The organism is Streptomyces sp. NPDC035033, from assembly GCF_040636735.1.
Taxonomy (GTDB): Bacteria; Actinomycetota; Actinomycetes; order Streptomycetales; family Streptomycetaceae; genus Streptomyces.
Genome location: NZ_JBEZUZ010000033.1, coordinates 40,724 through 56,822 on the forward strand (window position 1 = coordinate 40,724; position 16,099 = coordinate 56,822).

The 16,099-nt window shown below is 72.3% G+C and carries 14 protein-coding genes and 1 tRNA gene; 6 read left to right on the top strand and 9 right to left on the bottom strand.

The features are described 5' to 3' along the window. Positions 1–131 precede the first annotated feature (131 nt). The 3 genes from AB0E83_RS16025 to AB0E83_RS16035 all read left to right on the top strand — a co-directional run bounded on the left by AB0E83_RS16025 (position 132) and on the right by AB0E83_RS16035 (position 3,838). A complete protein-coding gene (locus AB0E83_RS16025; RefSeq protein WP_362111034.1) occupies positions 132–1,217 on the top strand; it encodes an SGNH/GDSL hydrolase family protein in 1,086 nt (361 codons plus the stop codon). Positions 1,218–1,328: 111 nt separating this feature from the next. Beyond that, positions 1,329–2,549: an acetyl-CoA C-acetyltransferase gene (locus AB0E83_RS16030; RefSeq protein ID WP_362111037.1), complete on the top strand. Its 1,221-nt coding sequence runs from the start codon at positions 1,329–1,331 to the stop codon at positions 2,547–2,549. A 461-nt stretch (positions 2,550–3,010) separates the two neighbouring features. Beyond that, positions 3,011–3,838, top strand: coding sequence for a hypothetical protein (locus AB0E83_RS16035; protein WP_362111040.1), 828 nt, complete (start codon positions 3,011–3,013; stop codon positions 3,836–3,838). A 57-nt stretch (positions 3,839–3,895) separates the two neighbouring features. On the opposite strand, the gene AB0E83_RS16040 is transcribed toward AB0E83_RS16035, so the two are convergent. Together AB0E83_RS16040 and AB0E83_RS16045 are read right to left on the bottom strand one after the other, a co-directional pair. Next, positions 3,896–4,225: a hypothetical protein gene (locus AB0E83_RS16040; RefSeq protein ID WP_362111043.1), complete on the bottom strand. Its 330-nt coding sequence runs from the start codon at positions 4,223–4,225 to the stop codon at positions 3,896–3,898. 56 nt (positions 4,226–4,281) lie between these two features. Then, positions 4,282–5,154, bottom strand: coding sequence for an alpha/beta hydrolase (locus AB0E83_RS16045; RefSeq protein ID WP_362111045.1), 873 nt, complete (start codon positions 5,152–5,154; stop codon positions 4,282–4,284). Positions 5,155–5,254: 100 nt separating this feature from the next. Between AB0E83_RS16045 and AB0E83_RS16050 the strand changes: the two genes are divergently transcribed. After that, positions 5,255–5,815 carry a TetR/AcrR family transcriptional regulator gene (locus tag AB0E83_RS16050; RefSeq protein WP_362111048.1) on the top strand — a complete coding sequence of 187 codons (561 nt, stop codon included), beginning with the start codon at positions 5,255–5,257 and terminating at the stop codon, positions 5,813–5,815. Between the two features lie 80 nt (positions 5,816–5,895). Here AB0E83_RS16050 and AB0E83_RS16055 read toward each other — a convergent pair whose 3' ends face one another. Both AB0E83_RS16055 and AB0E83_RS16060 read right to left on the bottom strand, forming a co-directional pair. Further along, positions 5,896–6,795, bottom strand: a complete 900-nt coding sequence (locus tag AB0E83_RS16055) for a Bax inhibitor-1/YccA family protein (protein WP_362111051.1) — start codon at positions 6,793–6,795, stop codon at positions 5,896–5,898. 187 nt (positions 6,796–6,982) lie between these two features. After that, positions 6,983–7,068, bottom strand: a tRNA-Leu gene (locus AB0E83_RS16060). A gap of 413 nt (positions 7,069–7,481) precedes the next feature. Between AB0E83_RS16060 and AB0E83_RS16065 the strand changes: the two genes are divergently transcribed. Together AB0E83_RS16065 and AB0E83_RS16070 are read left to right on the top strand one after the other, a co-directional pair. Continuing rightward, complete coding sequence (locus AB0E83_RS16065; RefSeq protein ID WP_362111054.1) at positions 7,482–8,252, top strand: ABC transporter ATP-binding protein; 771 nt, start codon at positions 7,482–7,484, stop codon at positions 8,250–8,252. 65 nt (positions 8,253–8,317) lie between these two features. After that, on the top strand, positions 8,318–10,849 hold the full coding sequence (locus AB0E83_RS16070; protein WP_362111057.1) for an FtsX-like permease family protein: 2,532 nt from the start codon (positions 8,318–8,320) through the stop codon (positions 10,847–10,849). 75 nt (positions 10,850–10,924) lie between these two features. On the opposite strand, the gene AB0E83_RS16075 is transcribed toward AB0E83_RS16070, so the two are convergent. The 5 genes from AB0E83_RS16075 to AB0E83_RS16095 all read right to left on the bottom strand — a co-directional run bounded on the left by AB0E83_RS16075 (position 10,925) and on the right by AB0E83_RS16095 (position 16,089). Further along, positions 10,925–12,223, bottom strand: a complete 1,299-nt coding sequence (locus AB0E83_RS16075) for a cyclopropane-fatty-acyl-phospholipid synthase family protein (RefSeq protein WP_362111060.1) — start codon at positions 12,221–12,223, stop codon at positions 10,925–10,927. 162 nt (positions 12,224–12,385) lie between these two features. Beyond that, complete coding sequence (locus AB0E83_RS16080; protein WP_362111063.1) at positions 12,386–13,771, bottom strand: NAD(P)/FAD-dependent oxidoreductase; 1,386 nt, start codon at positions 13,769–13,771, stop codon at positions 12,386–12,388. Positions 13,772–14,142: 371 nt separating this feature from the next. Further along, a complete protein-coding gene (locus AB0E83_RS16085) occupies positions 14,143–15,057 on the bottom strand; it encodes a Ppx/GppA phosphatase family protein (RefSeq protein WP_362111065.1) in 915 nt (304 codons plus the stop codon). Continuing rightward, positions 15,054–15,596: a DUF501 domain-containing protein gene (locus AB0E83_RS16090; protein ID WP_362111068.1), complete on the bottom strand. Its 543-nt coding sequence runs from the start codon at positions 15,594–15,596 to the stop codon at positions 15,054–15,056. Before AB0E83_RS16090 ends, AB0E83_RS16085 begins: the two co-directional genes overlap by 4 nt. Positions 15,597–15,618: 22 nt before the next feature. Further along, entirely contained in the window at positions 15,619–16,089 is a 471-nt protein-coding gene (locus AB0E83_RS16095; protein ID WP_362111071.1) for a septum formation initiator family protein, read from the bottom strand. Positions 16,090–16,099: the final 10 nt, after the last annotated feature.

The window sequence follows — 16,099 nt, forward strand, 5'->3', positions numbered from 1 at the left end:
CGTGTTCTCCGGGGTCTCCGTAATGGTGTGGCCAGCGTATGCGTAGTCGGGACGCCTTTCGGGGCAGTTAGACCCTGAACGGCTCGAAGGACCTGTGGAACCCGAACGGCTCGAAGGAGGTGACGCCCCCGATGTCCAGGGCGAGGGTGGCGCGCCGGATCGCGGCGGGAGCGGCGTACGGCGGCGGGAGCATCGGCCTGATCGGCGTGGCCGCGGTCGGGATCCTGCTGGCCGAGGCGCAGCTCGCGAAGCGGACGGTGGGCACGGGGACGGCGCCCCTGCCCCCGGCGGCGGACGGGCTGTACGGGAGGGCGTTCGGCACGGAGGATCCGCTGCGGCTGGCCCTTCTGGGTGATTCCACGGCCGCCGGCCAGGGGGTGCGCCGGGCGGGGCAGACGCCGGGCGCGCTGCTCGCCTCGGGGCTCGCGGCGGTCGCGGAGCGCCCGGTGGCGCTGAAGAACGTGGCGCTGTCGGGGGCCCGCTCGGACGACCTGGAGCGGCAGGTGTCGCTGCTGCTCGCGCAGCCGCTGGGCCCGCCGGACGTCTGCGTGATCATGATCGGGGCGAACGACGTGACGCACCGGCTGCCGGCGACGGAGTCGGTGCGGCTGCTGGCGGCGGCGGTGCGGCGGCTGCGGACGGCCGGGGCGGAGGTGGTCGTCGGCACCTGCCCGGATCTGGGCACGATCGAGCCGGTCTACCAGCCGCTGCGATGGCTGGCCCGGCGGGCCTCGCGGCAGCTGGCGGCGGCCCAGACGATCGTGGTGGTGGAGCAGGGCGGGCGGACGGTCTCGCTGGGCGACCTGCTGGGCCCGGAGTTCGCGGCGAACCCGCGGGAGATGTTCGGGGTGGACCTCTTCCACCCGTCGGCGGAGGGGTACGCGACGGCGGCGATGGCGGTGCTGCCGACGCTCTGCGCGGCGCTCGGCGTGTGGCCCGAGCCGGACCGGCTGGAGCCGGGCCGCCGGGAGGACGTGCTGCCGGTGGCGAAGGCGGCGGCCGAGGCGGCGAAGCAGGCGGGTACGGAGGTGACCGGCGTCCGGGCCCCGTGGGCGCTGCTGAAGCACCGGCGCAGGCGGCGGCTGACGGAGCCGGCAGAGACGGGTCAGGAGGCGGGCGCGGAGGCGGGCGCCGGACCGGACGGGGGCGCGGAGGCCCCGGGGGAGCTGCCGGAGGGCCGGGGGGAGCCGTTGCCGCAGGACGCCCCCCGCACCTGAGCAAGCGCTTAGAAAAGAGGCCCTCGTCACACGGCGATCCCGATGACCCCGTGCGGTACGTGCAGGTAACTTCCCCTTGAGTCCGTCCGCCACCAGCCCCCTGGAGCCGTGATGCCCGAAGCCGTGATCGTCTCGACCGCCCGTTCCCCCATCGGCCGGGCCTTCAAGGGCTCCCTGAAGGACCTGCGCCCCGACGACCTCACGGCCACGATCATCCAGGCCGCGCTGGCCAAGGTCCCCGAGCTGGACCCGCGCGACATCGACGACCTGATGCTGGGCTGCGGCCTGCCGGGCGGCGAGCAGGGCAACAACCTGGGCCGGATCGTCGCCGTGCAGATGGGCATGGACCACCTGCCGGGCTGCACCATCACCCGCTACTGCTCCTCCTCGCTGCAGACCTCCCGGATGGCGCTGCACGCGATCAAGGCGGGCGAGGGCGACGTCTTCATCTCGGCCGGCGTCGAGATGGTGTCCCGCTTCGTGAAGGGCAACTCGGACTCGCTGCCGGACACGCACAACCCGTTCTTCGCCGAGGCCGAGGCCCGTACCGCCGAGGTCGCCGCCTCCGAGGGCTCCACCTGGCACGACCCGCGCGAGGACGGCCTCGTCCCCGACGCGTACATCGCCATGGGCCAGACCGCGGAGAACCTCGCCCGCTGGAAGGGCGTCACCCGCCAGGACATGGACGAGTTCGGCGTCCGCTCGCAGAACCTCGCCGAGCAGGCCATCAAGAACGGCTTCTGGGAGCGCGAGATCACCCCGGTGACCCTCCCGGACGGCACGGTCGTCTCGAAGGACGACGGCCCGCGCGCCGGCGTCACCCTGGAGGGCGTCTCCGGCCTGAAGCCGGTCTTCCGCCCCGACGGCCTGGTCACCGCCGGCAACTGCTGCCCGCTGAACGACGGCGCCGCCGCGCTCGTCATCATGTCCGACACCAAGGCGCGCGAGCTGGGCCTGACCCCGCTGGCCCGGATCGTCTCCACCGGCGTCTCCGGCCTCTCCCCCGAGATCATGGGCCTCGGCCCGGTCGAGGCGTCGAAGCAGGCCCTGAAGCGGGCCGGCCTGACCTCCTCCGACATCGACCTGGTCGAGATCAACGAGGCGTTCGCCGCGCAGGTCATCCCCTCCTACCGGGACCTCGGCTTCGACCTCGACAAGGTCAACGTCAACGGCGGCGCCATCGCCGTCGGCCACCCCTTCGGCATGACCGGCGCCCGCATCACCGCCACCCTCATCAACAGCCTCCAGTTCCACGACAAGCAGTTCGGCCTGGAGACGATGTGCGTGGGCGGCGGCCAGGGCATGGCGATGGTCATCGAGCGGCTGAGCTGAGCCGCAGCGGAGGGGAGGGGCCGCCCGAGGAACGAGGGCGGCACCTGCCCGCAGCGGAGGCGAAGCTCAGCGCGACCGGACACACGAGCGGCCGAGCTGAGCCGCGGCCGAGGCGAAGCCCGGCTGAGCTGAGCCCCGGCCGAGCTGAGCCGCGGCCGAGGCGAAGCCCGGCTGAGCTGAGCCCCGGCCGAGGCGAAGCCCGGCCGGGGCGGGCCCGTTCTCCACGGGCCGAGCGCGTCAACCGCCCCGCGTCCAAGCCGTGACCGAATCTCCCCCAGGATGTGACATACATCCCGGGGGAATTCGTTTTCGCAGGTCAGCACTGTTCCGGGACCAAACGCCCGGCCGAAATACCTGTCCGTTTCGTGACGTAATGCACTGACAGGGGGTCCCGGCCCGCGACAAGCTGATGTAGGAAGTCGGGGGATCGACTCGAAACCGGGAGTACGTCAGTGAGCGCCATGTCTCTTGCCCTGCTGCTGACCACGGCCGCTGCCACGGCCGTGGGCGCCGCTGCCCTGCACCACGTGCGGGGTCTCCGCAAGGAGGTCACCGCCCTGCGCACCGAGCTGGCCGCCGGCCACGGCGTGACGGTCCCCGCGGCCCGCGCCACGCCCGCCGCCGAGATACGGGCCGCGGTCACGGAGGCGCTGGCCGAGGAGCGCGAGCGCGAGCTCGCCGAGGCGCGGGCCTTCTGGGCCGCGCAGGAGGCCCGGGACGCGGCCGACGCGCCCTCCGCCCTCCTCGGCGGCCCGGCGGGCGAGGAGACCGGCGGTCTCTTCGTGCCGCGCCAGACGGACTTCGTGGGCCTGGAGGCGATGGCCCTGGAGGCCATGGAGGCCGAGGCGGCCGCCCTGGACGGCGTCGTCGACCCGGTGGACGACTTCCCCGAGTACCCGGAGGACTCCGCCGAGCTGGCCGCCGCCCGTCGCCGGCACCCCTCGCACCCGGACTTCGTGCCGGTGCAGACCCCGGTGGTCACCGACCACGAGCGCACGGTGGCGCGCCTGGAGGAGCTCGCGGACACGGCCACGGCCCTCACCGACGTCCGCCCCGGCCCGCTCGGCACCCTCGACGTGTACGTCTTCGCCGACGGCACCACGCTCTGCATGACCCCCGGCCACCGCGAGACCGCCGAGCGCCTCGCGGAGGCGCTGCGCGCCGGCCGCACCCCGGTCCTCCTGGGCGGCTCCGGCGTCTCCGGCGCCTTCGCCCTGACCTTCTCCTACGGCGAGACGGACGAGGAGAACGTCTACATCCTCGCGGACCGCGTGATCGCGTCCCTCTGACCGACCGCGCCCCTCGCACCGTGGGGCCCCGGGGGCCTCACGGGCTCCGGGGCGCCGCTACAGCCCCGACCGCTCCCGCGCCTCGCGCACCAGCGCCACGGCCTCGTCCCGTTCCCGCTCGCGGGAAGGGGGCGGGGCCGTTCGCAGTGCCTCGGCCAGGTCCGCGCCCGCGACCGCGAGCTGGTCGGCCACGACGAAGACCCCCGCGTCGGGGATGATCCGCGGCTCGGCGCCCGGTGTCTCCACCGCCTGCGCCCGTACCGCCAGCTCCCGCGCCAGCGCCAGCCCCTCCGCCGCCGCCCCCTGCTGGAGGCGGCTCTGCGGGGCCGCCCGCAGCCGGTCGGCGAAGCGTTCCACGGCGGTGGTCAGGTCACTCGTATCCAGCACGCGTCCGACCCTACCGGGGCGGGGGCTCCCGTCCCCCGCCCCGGCCCGGCGGCCGGTCACTTCACGTGGCGTCCGAGGAAGTCGCGGACCAGGGCCGCGATCTCCTCGCCGTGGGTCTCCAGCGCGAAGTGCCCGGCGTCGAGCAGGTGGATCTCCGCGTCGGGCAGGTCCCGGGCGAACGCCTCGGCGCCGGCCGGGCCGAAGATCTCGTCGTTGCGCCCCCAGACGGCGAGCAGCGGCGGCCGGTGGGTGCGGAAGTACTCCTGGAAGGCCGGGTAGGCGTCGAGGTTGAACTGGTAGTCCCAGAAGAGCTGGAGCTGGATCTCCTTGTTGCCGGGGCGGTCGAGGCCGGCCTGGTCCAGGGTCCAGGTCTCGGGGGCGAGCCGGTCGAGCCGGTCGGCGGGGACGCCGTGGGTGTACTGCCAGCGGGTGGCCTCGGCGGTGAGCAGCTCGCGCACCGCCGGCTCGTGGGCCTCCCGGTCCCGGGCGTGGGCGAAGAGGACGTCCCAGAAGGGCGTGAGGCCCTCCCGGTAGGCGTTGCCGCTCTGGGTGACGAGGGCGGTGACGCGCTCGGGGTGGCGGGAGGCGATCCGCAGGCCGATGGGGGCCCCGTAGTCCTGGACGTAGAGCGCGAAGCGGTCCGCGCCGAGCCGGTCGAGCAGGCCGAGGGTGATCTCGGTGAGCTTCTCGAAGCCGTACGCGAAGTCCTCGGCGGCCGGGGCGGCGGAGGCGCCGAAGCCGATGTGGTCGGGGGCGATCAGGTGGTAGGAGTCGGCGAGCTCGGCGATGAGGCCCCGGTACATGTGCGAGCTGGACGGGAAGCCGTGCAGCAGGACGAGGGTGGGGTTCGCCGGGTCGCCGGCCTCCCGGTAGAAGACGTCGAGCCCGTCGACGGTGACGGTGCGGGCGCGCAGGGCGAAGCTGGACATGACGGTCTCCCCGTTTCCGGTCCCGGAGCGGGAGAACGATCGTTCTCCCGATGCCCTGTAGAGTAGGAGAACGATGGTTCTCCATGCAAGGGGTGAGCGGATGGATGCGGAAACCGCCGGACTGAAGGTGCTGGACACCGCGGAGCGGCTCTTCGGCGAACGGGGGGTGCAGGCCGTCGGCATGGACGCCGTCCGCTCCGCGTCCGGCGTCTCGCTCAAGCGGCTGTACCAGGTCTTCCCGTCCAAGGAGCTGCTCGTGGAGGCCGTCCTGAAGCGCCGGGACGAGGCCGTCAGGGCCTCGCTCGCCGCCCACGGCGCCCGGGTCGCCGACGGGCCGTACGCGCGCGTCCTGGCGGTCTTCGACTGGCTCGCCGACTGGTTCGCGGAGCCCGGCTTCCGCGGCTGCGCCTTCATCAACGCCTTCGGGGAGCTCGGCGGGGTGACCCCGGCCGTGGCCGCGATCGCCCGCGACCACAAGGAGGCCGTCCGGGCCTACTTCGCCGAGCAGACCGACGCCCTGGGCGCCCCGCGGGACCTCGCCGACCAGCTGGACCTGCTCGCCAACGGCGCCATGGCCGTCGCCGGCATCACCGGCTCCCCGGAGCCGGCCGCCCGGGCGAAGGCCGCGGCCCGCGTCCTGCTCGACGCGGCGCGCCCCTGAGGGCGCGGAAGGGCCCGGGAACGCGGAAGGGCCCGCCCGGCGCGAAGCCGGACGGGCCCTTCCCCCGTGTCGGGGGTGCGTCAGTCGTCGCCCTGGAGGATCGACAGCAGACGCAGCATCTCCAGGTAGATCCACACCAGGGTCATGGTGAGGCCGAAGGCGGCCAGCCATGCCTCCTCGCGCGGGGCACCGTAGGTGATGCCGTCCTCGACCTGCTTGAAGTCGAGGGCGAGGAAGCAGGCGCCCAGGACGATGCCGATGACACCGAAGAGGATGCCGAGGCCGCCGCTGCGGAAGCCGAGGCCGTCACCGCCGGCGAACACCGAGAAGAGCAGGTTGACGACCATGAGCAGCATGAAGCCCATGGCCGCGGCCATCACGAAGCCGGTGAAGCGGCGGTTGACCCGGATCCAGCCCATCTTGTAGGCGACGAGCACACCGGCGAAGACCGCCATCGTGCCGAGGACCGCCTGGATGACCACGCCGTCGGCGATGTAGGTCGAGACGGCCGCGGAGATCACGCCGAGGAAGACGCCCTCGAAGGCCGCGTAGCCCAGGATCAGGGCGGGCGCCGCCTTGCGCTTGAAGGACTGCACGAGCGCCAGCACCAGGGCGACCAGGGCGGCGCCGATGGCGATGCCGTAGGACTTGCCGAGGTTCGCCGGGTCGACCGGCAGCAGGAACCAGGACAGGACGGCGGTGAGGACGACCGTGCCGAGCGTCATGGCCGTACGGCTCACGACGTCGTCGATCGTCATCACGTTGCCGCGCGTCTGCGGGGCGCCCGCCTGGACGTCCTGCGGCGCGTAGGGGTTGGTGGCGTACGGGTTGGTGGCGCCCTCGGCGTACGGGTTGCCGGTCGCGTACGGGTTCGTTCCGACGGCGGGGCCCCCGGCCTGCGGCTGCTGCGCGTTGAAGCCCGCGTAGCCGTTGTCGCGGCTGAACCCCCGTCGCGAGAAGACCGGGTTGCTGCTCCTCATCTCACTCCTCCATGGACGGCCGCACTGCGCGGCCTTGCGTCAAGGGTAATGCGTAGGCAAAAGAAACTCTCTAGTGCTCGGGGAGGATCTTTTGCGGCCGCGCGAGGGGGGGCGGAGGGGAGGGAGCCGGGCGGCGGGGCCGGGGAGGGACGGTCCGCCGGGCCGCAGGCGTTCCCTGGGCCCGGGGTGGTGCCCGGAACCGGACTTGAACCGGTACGGCCCGAAGGCCAGCGAGGTTTAAGCTCGCCGTGTCTGCTATTCCACCATCCGGGCGTCGCGGCGGAGCTCCGCGTTGGCACAGGAGCCTATCGGGGCCCTTCCCTCGTTCAGCGGAACGAAGGACCGATGTTGTCTTATTTTATTGACGTCTGAGGGTGCGTCAGTGCAGGTCGGGCGGGTTTTCGCGAACTGTGACGGGGGTCGCAGGCGCAAAGCCGCCACCCCCGGATTGACCAGATCTCGCCGCAGGTGTGTCACGTCGCCCTCGGGGTCGCCGTCATACCAGAGGAGGAGGGGAGGGGCCCGGGGTCCGACCCGAGGGGGCCCCGGGAACGGGCACGTGGACGGACGACCGGGGCAGGAACGTTCGAAACGATGGAGTGGTTCCCGGGTCAGCCGGGTTTCCGACCGGTCGCCGGCCCGCGCCGGACGGTCGCCGATCCACCGCCGTGACAGGAGTCCCCCTCGTGACCACCACCCCCACCGTGCCCCGCACCACCGCGGTGGCCGCCCGCGCCACGGAGCTCACGAAGGTCTACGGAGCGGGCGAGACCCAGGTGGTCGCGCTCGACCGGGTCAGCGTGGACTTCCGCCAGGGCGAGTTCACCGCGATCATGGGCCCCTCCGGCTCCGGCAAGTCGACGCTCATGCACTGCGTCGCCGGCCTCGACTCCTTCTCCTCCGGCTCGGTCCGGATCGGCGACACCGAGCTGTCCACCCTCAAGGACAAGCAGCTCACCCAGCTCCGCCGGGACAAGATCGGCTTCATCTTCCAGGCGTTCAACCTGCTGCCGACCCTGACCGCGATGGAGAACATCACGCTCCCCATGGACATCGCCGGCCGCAAGCCCGACCAGCGGTGGGTCCAGCAGGTCATCGACATGCTCGGCCTCTCCGGCCGCCTCAAGCACCGCCCCACCGAGCTCTCCGGCGGCCAGCAGCAGCGCGTCGCCGTCGCCCGCGCCCTCGCCTCCCAGCCCGAGATCATCTTCGGCGACGAGCCCACCGGAAACCTGGACTCGCGCTCCGGCGCCGAGGTCCTCGGCTTCCTCCGCAACTCGGTCCGCGAGCTCGGCCAGACCGTCGTCATGGTCACCCACGACCCCGCCGCCGCCTCCTACGCCGACCGCGTGATCTTCCTGGCCGACGGCCGGATCGTCGACGAGATGCTGCGCCCCTCCGCCGACGGCGTGCTCGACCGCATGAAGGCCTTCGACGCCAAGGGCCGTACGAGCTGACGCGCGCGCCCCGCGCCGCCCCGTCCGCCGCCCTCCGCCGCCCTCCTTCCTCCAGGACCTCACCCATGTTCCGTACCGCCCTGCGCAACGTCCTCGCGCACAAGGCGCGGCTGCTGATGACCGTGCTCGCCGTGATGCTCGGCGTCGCCTTCGTCTCCGGCACCCTCGTCTTCACCGACACCCTCTCCCAGGCCTTCCGCAACCAGTCCGCGAAGAGCTACGACGACGTGGCCGTCGCCGTCGACCTGCGGCCGGACCCCGAGGAGGCCGCCGAGCACCCCGGCCTCTCCCAGGCGACCGTCGACAAGGTCGCGAAGCTCGACGGCGTCACCGGCGTCCAGCCCCGCGTCGACGGCTTCGCCGGCGTGCCGGACGCGAAGGGCAAGCTGATCGGGGTCGGCTGGTCCAACAAGGGCACCAACTTCGCCCCCGGCCCCGACGGCGAGGACCCCGCGTTCACGTTCACCAGCGGGAACGGCCCGGCCGAGGCCGGCCAGATCGCGCTCGACAGGGCCACCGCCGACAAGGGCGGGTACGAGGTCGGCGACCGGGTCCGCGTCGCCACCAACGGGCCGGTGAAGGAGTACACCCTCTCCGGCGTCTTCACCACCGAGGACGGCGCCGTCAGCGCCGGCGGCAGCCTCGTCGTCTTCGACACCCCGGTCGCCCAGAAGCTGTACCTGAAGCCCGGCTACTACTCCGACCTCAACGTGGCCGCGGCCGAGGGCACCGACGCCGGCAAGCTCCTCGACGAGGTCCTGAAGGTCGTCCCGAAGGCCGCCACCGCCCAGACCGGGCAGGCCCTGGCCGACCAGCAGGCCCGCGACATCGAGGCCGGCCTCGGCGCCCTCAACCAGACGCTGCTCGCCTTCGCCGGCATCGCGCTCTTCGTCGGCGTCTTCCTGATCTCCAACACCTTCACCATGCTGGTCGCCCAGCGCACCAAGGAACTGGCCCTGATGCGCGCGGTCGGCGCCTCGCGCAAGCAGATCACCCGCTCCGTCCTCGCCGAGGCCGGCCTCGTCGGCCTGGTCGCCTCCGCCGTCGGCTACGTCCTCGGCGTCGGCCTCGCCATGGGCCTGCGCTCCGGCATGGCCGCCTTCGAGCTGAAGGTCCCGGACGGCGCCCTGGTCCTGGAGGCCACCCCGCTGCTCGCCGCCTTCGGCGTCGGCGTCGTCATCACCATGCTGGCCGCCTGGCTGCCGGGCCGCCGGGCCGCGAAGATCCCGCCGGTCGCCGCGATGAACAGCGTCCACGCCACCCCGAACACCAAGTCGCTCGTCGTGCGGAACGCGATCGGCGCCGCGATCACCGCCATCGGCGCCGTCCTGATCGTGCTCGGCGCGAACACCGGCGGCGACGAGGGCCGCCTGACCATCGCGGGCGGCGCCTTCGCCACCCTGATCGGCGTCATCGTCCTCATCCCGTTCCTGTCCCGGCCCGTGATCGCCCTCATCCGCCCCTTCTTCGTGAAGGCCTTCGGGATCTCCGGCAAGCTCGCCGGCCTCAACGCGGTCCGCAACCCGCGCCGCACCGGCGCCACCGCCTCCGCGCTCGCCATCGGCCTCACCCTGGTCACCGGCCTCACCGTGATCGGCGTCAGCGCCGGCCAGGCCCTGGACAAGATGACCGTCGACCAGATCAAGGCCGACTACATGGTCACCATGGCCAGCGGCAACGGCCTGTCGGCGGAGGCCCTCACCGCCCTGGAGAAGGCCCCCGGCGTCACCGCGGTCTCCCCGCAGCAGGCCGGCGCCCTCGACATCGAGGGGACGTACGTCTCCGCCTCCGGCGTCACCCCCGGCGACATCGAGAAGGTCCTGAAGATCGACGTCGTGGAGGGCTCGCTGGCCTCCCTCGGCGAGGGCCGGATCGCGGTCGCCGAGAAGACCGCCGACAAGCGCGGGCTGAAGGTCGGCGCCTCCGTCCCGGTCGAGTACCTGGACAAGAAGAAGGGCACGCTGACCGTCGGCGCGGTCTACAAGGACAGCGAGTTCCTCTCCCCCGTCCTCGTGGACGCGAAGGTCCTCGACGCGCACGACCCGCAGAAGTACGTCCCGCAGATCTTCGTCTCCACCGACGGCGGCCCGAGCGACGCCAACGAGCGGGCGCTGTCGAAGGCCATGGGCGACAACCCGGCCATCACCGTCATGGACAAGAAGGACATCCGCGACGAGTTCGGCGGGTCGATCAACCTGATGCTGAACATCATGTACGGCCTGCTCGCGATGGCCCTGATCATCGCCGTCCTCGGCGTCGTCAACACCCTCGCGATGTCCGTCTTCGAGCGGCAGCAGGAGATCGGCATGATCCGGGCGATCGGTCTCGACCGCCGCCGGGTGAAGCGGATGGTCCGCCTGGAGGCCGTCGTGATCTCGGTCTTCGGCGCGGTCGTCGGCATCGGCCTCGGCACCTTCCTCGCCTGGGCCATCGGCAAGACCTTCGAGGCGAGCCTCCCCGGCTACGCCCTGGTCCTGCCCTGGGACCGGATCGGGATCTTCCTGGCCCTGGCCGCCCTGGTCGGCGTGCTTGCCTCGCTCTGGCCGGCCCGCAGCGCCGCCAGGCTGAACATGCTCGCCGCCATCAAGGCCGAGTAGCACTGGCGGTACGGCGCGAGGGCCGGGGTTCCCGCGGGAACCCCGGCCCTCCCCCTTCTCCCCTCCCCTCCTCCGTTACTCCGTCCACTCCCGCGGCCGCAGCGGCAGCCCGCTCGTCCCCGGGGCGGGCGTCCTCACCGCCAGGAACTGGTTCACCCCGATCCGGTTGCGTTCGAAGGAGACCGCCGAGGCCGCCATGTAGAGCCGCCAGATCCGGGCCCGGCCCGGGGAGGTGAGCCGGACCGCCCGGTCCCACTCCCGCTCCAGGTTCGCCACCCACCGGCGCAGCGTCAGCGCGTAGTGCTCGCGGATCGCCTCCACGTCCCGGACCTCGAAGCCGGCGTCCTCCAGGATCGTCAGGGTGCGGCCCATCGGGGCGAGTTCGCCGTCGGGGAAGACGTACGCGTCGATGAAGGGGTCCACGCGGTACGCCTCCTCGTCGGGCTCCGGGCGGCGCGCGATCTGGTGGTTCAGGAGCCGTCCGCCGGGCTTGAGGAGGCCGTACAGGATGTCCGCGTACTCCCGGTACCGCACGGCACCGACGTGCTCGGCCATGCCGATGGAGGAGATCGCGTCGAACGGACCGTCGGACACGTCCCGGTAGTCCTGGACGCGGATCTCGATCCGGTCGGTCAGCCCCTCCTCGGCGATCCGCTTGCGGGCGAAGGCGGCCTGCTCGCGGGAGAGGGTGATGCCGACGACCCGGGCGCCGTACGCGCGGGCCGCGTGGATGGCCATCGAGCCCCAGCCGCAGCCGACGTCGAGCAGCCGGTCGCCCTCCTTCAGGGCCAGCTTGCGGGCGACGAGGTCGAGCTTGTCCCGCTGGGCCTCCTCCAGCGTGCCGCCGTCCGTCCAGTAGGCGCACGAGTAGACCATCGACGGACCGAGCACCAGCGCGTAGAAGTCGTTGCCCACGTCGTAGTGGTGACTGATCGCCTGCTTGTCTCGGCGCCTGCTGTGCCGGCCGCCGCTGCGGCCCCGGGCCTCCTCGACCGGCGGCTTCGGCGGCGGCAGCGGTCCGGCCAGCCGCAGCAGCTCCCCGGCGGCGGCCCGCACCCGCGGGTCGCGTGCGGAGGAGAGCAGGCCGCGGTCCTCCTCGCCGCGCTCCCAGACCAGCCCGGAGAGCCGGTCGAGCGCCTCGTACAGATCGCCCTCGACGTCGAGCTCGCCGGCCACCCAGGCGCGGGCCAGGCCCAGTTCGCCGGGCTTCCAGATCATCCGGCGCAGCGCCCTGCGGTCCCGGATCACGAGGACGGGGCCGTCACCGGCCGCCGGCCCGGCCTCGCTTCCGTCCCAGGCGCGCAGGCGCACCGGGAGGGGGGTTCCCAGCAGATCCTCGGCGAGATTCGCGAGCCGCGTCGCGGCGTCGGCCATGGTGAAACACCTCCGTGGTCCTTGCCCCAGATTGGTTCGTCACCAAGGGAACACCGTCGGTAGGGGTTTGCCATCCCGCCGCGACGCGAGAAGTCTCCGGAACACGCCGAAGGGCCGCCCGCACCACGGATGACGGACGGCCCTTCGGTACTGCTCGGGGTGTTACGACGCCTTGGCCTTCTCCGGGGCCGGGGCGGCCGCGGCGGGGGCCGGGGCGGGCTTGGCGGCCTCGTAGAACTCCTCGCGCGGCGTCTCCATGGCGCCGAGCGAGACGACCTCGCGCTTGAGGAACATGCCGAGGGTCCAGTCGGCGAAGACGCGGATCTTGCGGTTCCAGGTCGGCATCGCCATGCCGTGGTAGCCACGGTGCATGTACCAGGCGAGACGGCCCTTGAGCTTGATCTTCACCTTGCCCATGACGATCATGGCGACGCCCTTGTGCAGGCCGAGACCGGCCACGGCGCCCTTGTTGGCGTGGCTGTACTCGCGCTGCTCGAAGCCGCGCATGCCGGACACCACGTTGTCGCCGAGGACCTTGGCCTGGCGCAGCGCGTGCTGGGCGTTCGGCGGGCACCAGGCGTTCGGGTTGCCGGCGCGGCGGCCGACCATGTCCGGGACCTGGGCGTTGTCGCCGGCGGCCCAGGCGTAGTCGAGGCCGTTGATCTGCAGCTTCTCGTTGCAGTCGACGTGGCCGCGGGGGCCGAGCGGCAGGCCGAAGCGGGCCAGCGCCGGGTTGGGCTTGACGCCGGCGGTCCACACGATGGTGTTGGAGTCGACCTCGAGGCCGTTCTTGAGCACGACGTGGCCGTCCACGCAGGAGTCCATGGAGGTCTCCAGGTAGATCTCGATGCCGCGGCTCTCCAGGTGCTCCTTGCCGTACTGGCCGAGCTTGGGGCCCACCTCGGGGAGGATCTTGTCGGCGGCGTCGACCAGCACGAAGCGCATGTCCTCGCGGGACACGTTCGTGTAGTACTTCGCGGCGTCGCGGGCCATGTCCTCGACCTCGCCGATCGTCTCGGCGCCGGCGAAGCCACCGCCGACGAAGACGAAGGTCAGGGCCTTGCGGCGGACCTCCTCGTCGGTGGTCGAGTCGGCCTTGTCCAGCTGCTCGAGGACGTGGTTGCGCAGGCCGATGGCCTCCTCGATGCCCTTCATGCCGATGCCCTGCTCGGCGAGGCCGGGGATCGGGAAGGTGCGGGAGACGGCACCCATCGAGATGACCAGGTAGTCGAAGGGCAGCTCGTACGCCTCGCCGACGAGCGGCGCGATCGTGGCGACCTTGCGGTCCTGGTCGATGGTGGTGACCCGGCCGGTGAGCACCTCGGCTCCGCGCACGACGCGTCGCAGCGGGACGACGACGTGGCGCGGCGAGATGCTGCCGGCGGCGGCTTCGGGGAGGAAGGGCTGATAGGTCATGTACGACCGGGGGTCGACGACCGTGACGGTCGCCTCGCCATAGCGCATCTTCTTGAGGATGCGCCGCGCGGCGTACAGGCCAACGTACCCGCCGCCTACGATGAGGATCCTGGGACGCTCCGTGGTGCTCATGGCATCGAGTATCCACCCACTCGGGAGGGGCACCTCGTGCGCCCCTTCACAAGCTTCCGGGGGCGCTCTGCTACACTCCGCCGCCCACGTGATCCATGTCATGGTCGTGCAAAGGAACCGGAATGCACTGGTGAACGTTGTTCACCCCTACTGAACTGGCCCGGAGAGCCCCCGTTAACGCGAAACCAGCGGGTGCGTTCACACGATGGAAACTTCGAGCGAAGTGGCCTCCACACCTGCGAAAGGGCCCTGAGGACCCCCTTGGAGGGCCTCAAGACCTTACCTCCGGCGCCATCAGGGCCCTTTTCCTTGTGAAGAACTTCACGAAGCTTTTCCGACAGGGTGTCGCCGGTCGCCTCGATAGCTGCCCGCTATGCCACGGATAGGGCGATCCCATCGAGGATGTCGTGCTCGCTGACCACGACCTCGGCGGCTCCGACCCGCTCGACGATCTCCTGGAGGACCAGCGCGCCGGCCACGATGACGTCCACCCGGCCGGGGTGGACGACGGGGATCGCGGCCCGCTCGTCGTGGGTGGAGGCGAGGAGCCGGCGGGTGACCTCGGCGACCTGGGCGGCGGAGATCCGGGAGTGGTGGATCTTCTCGGAGTCGTACTCCGGCAGCCCGAGGGCGATGGCGGCGATGGTGGTGACGGAGCCGGCGAGGCCGACGAGGGTGTCGGCGGTGTCGATCGGGACGGTCTCGGCGGCGAGGTCGAGGGCGGCGCGGACGTCGGCGCGGATCGCCTCGGCCTCCTCGGCGGTCGGCGGGTCGTGCCGGACGTGCCGCTCGGTGAGCCGGACGCAGCCGATGTCGACGGAGCGGGCGGCCTCGACGTGCTCGTTGCCGACCACGAACTCGGTGGAGCCGCCGCCGATGTCCACGACCAGGCGCCGGTCGTCGCCGGGCAGCGAGCCGGTGGCGCCGGTGAAGGAGAACGCGGCCTCCTGGTCGCCGGTGATGACCTCGGGCTCGACGCCCAGGATCGCCACCACGCCGTCGACGAACTCCTGCCGGTTCTCGGCGTCGCGGGAGGCGGAGGTGGCGACGAAGCGGATCCGCTCGGCGCCGAGCTCCTCGATGACGGCGGCGTACTCGCGGCAGGCGGCGAAGGTCCGCTCCAGCGCCTCGGGGGCGAGCCGGCCGGTCCTGTCGACGCCCTGGCCGAGCCGGACGATCGTCATCCGCCGGTCCAGCTCGACGAGCTCCCCGGTCTCCGGGCGGACGTCGGCGACGAGGAGGCGGATGGAGTTGGTTCCGCAGTCGATTCCGGCGACCCGGGTCACGCGTCCTTCTCCTCGTCCTCGTCCGCGCACGGGTTCACGCACGGGCCCTTGGCCCACCACTCGGGGAGCATCGCGAGGGCCTCGTCGCCGAACGGGTTGACGCCCGGGCCGGCGACGAGCGAGTGGCCGACGAGGACGTGCAGGCACTTCACGCGGTCGGGCATGCCGCCGGCGCTGGGGAAGCCCTCCAGGACCTCGATGGCGTCGCGGCGGGCGAGGTAGTCCTCGTGCGCGGCGCGGTAGGCGGCGGCGAGCTCCGGGTCGGTGGCGAGCCGGGCCTGCATCTCCTTCATGACCCCGTTGGCCTCCAGGGTGCCGATGGCCGAGGCCGCCCGGGGGCAGGTGAGGTAGTACGTGGTCGGGAAGGGGGTGCCGTCGGGCAGCCGGGGCGCGGTCTCGACGACGTCCGGGTTGCCGCAGGGGCAGCGGTGCGCGATGGCGCGCAGGCCGCGGGGCGGCCGGCCGAGCTGGGCCTCGAAGGCGGCGACGTCCGCCTCGGTGGGCTCGGTGCGTTCGGTCTGCGGAGGGGGCGTTTCCATCGTGGGTCCTGAGTCGGGTCGGTCAGTGGCGGTCGGCGTTGTCGACGCCGTCCCAGAGGTTGTCGTACCAGGGCCGGTCGGCCGTTCCCCGCTCGGCGCGGGGGCGGTCGGCCGCCCCGGGGTCGTTCACGGTGAAGCCGGTCTCGCCGGGGAGCACGTAGTGGAGGTGTTCGCGGGCGAGGCGGCGGACGTAGGCGGGGTCCTGGAGGCGGGCCTTCTCGTCCCGCAGCTCCTCGACCCGCCGGGCGGCCTCGGCGGCCTTGCGCTCCTGGTCGGCGATCTCGCCCTGCTGGGAGACGTAGCTCCTTATCGGATAGGCGAGGGCGACGACGAGGGAGCAGACGACCAGGGCGAGGAAGGCGGCGCGGCCGGTGAGCCGGGAGCGCCGGGCCTGGCGGCGGGTCTGGGAGCGGTAGACACGGGCCGCGGTCTGCTCGCCGAGCAGCCTGATCCGGGTCGCGGTCGAGAACCGGTCCCCGTTCTTCACGGCCATGCCGTCCCGC

Bases quoted from the DNA above. Each gene is read 5' to 3' on its own strand.
- AB0E83_RS16075 (WP_362111060.1), bottom strand. From the start codon at position 12,223: ATGGCCGACGCCGCGACGCGGCTCGCGAATCTCGCCGAGGATCTGCTG.
- AB0E83_RS16030 (WP_362111037.1), top strand. From the start codon at position 1,329: ATGCCCGAAGCCGTGATCGTCTCGACCGCCCGTTCCCCCATCGGCCGG.
- AB0E83_RS16090 (WP_362111068.1), bottom strand. From the start codon at position 15,596: ATGGAAACGCCCCCTCCGCAGACCGAACGCACCGAGCCCACCGAGGCG.
- AB0E83_RS16080 (WP_362111063.1), bottom strand. From the start codon at position 13,771: ATGAGCACCACGGAGCGTCCCAGGATCCTCATCGTAGGCGGCGGGTAC.
- AB0E83_RS16045 (WP_362111045.1), bottom strand. From the start codon at position 5,154: ATGTCCAGCTTCGCCCTGCGCGCCCGCACCGTCACCGTCGACGGGCTC.
- AB0E83_RS16025 (WP_362111034.1), top strand. From the start codon at position 132: ATGTCCAGGGCGAGGGTGGCGCGCCGGATCGCGGCGGGAGCGGCGTAC.
- AB0E83_RS16035 (WP_362111040.1), top strand. From the start codon at position 3,011: ATGTCTCTTGCCCTGCTGCTGACCACGGCCGCTGCCACGGCCGTGGGC.
- AB0E83_RS16095 (WP_362111071.1), bottom strand. From the start codon at position 16,089: ATGGCCGTGAAGAACGGGGACCGGTTCTCGACCGCGACCCGGATCAGG.
- AB0E83_RS16055 (WP_362111051.1), bottom strand. From the start codon at position 6,795: ATGAGGAGCAGCAACCCGGTCTTCTCGCGACGGGGGTTCAGCCGCGAC.
- AB0E83_RS16050 (WP_362111048.1), top strand. From the start codon at position 5,255: ATGGATGCGGAAACCGCCGGACTGAAGGTGCTGGACACCGCGGAGCGG.
- AB0E83_RS16070 (WP_362111057.1), top strand. From the start codon at position 8,318: ATGTTCCGTACCGCCCTGCGCAACGTCCTCGCGCACAAGGCGCGGCTG.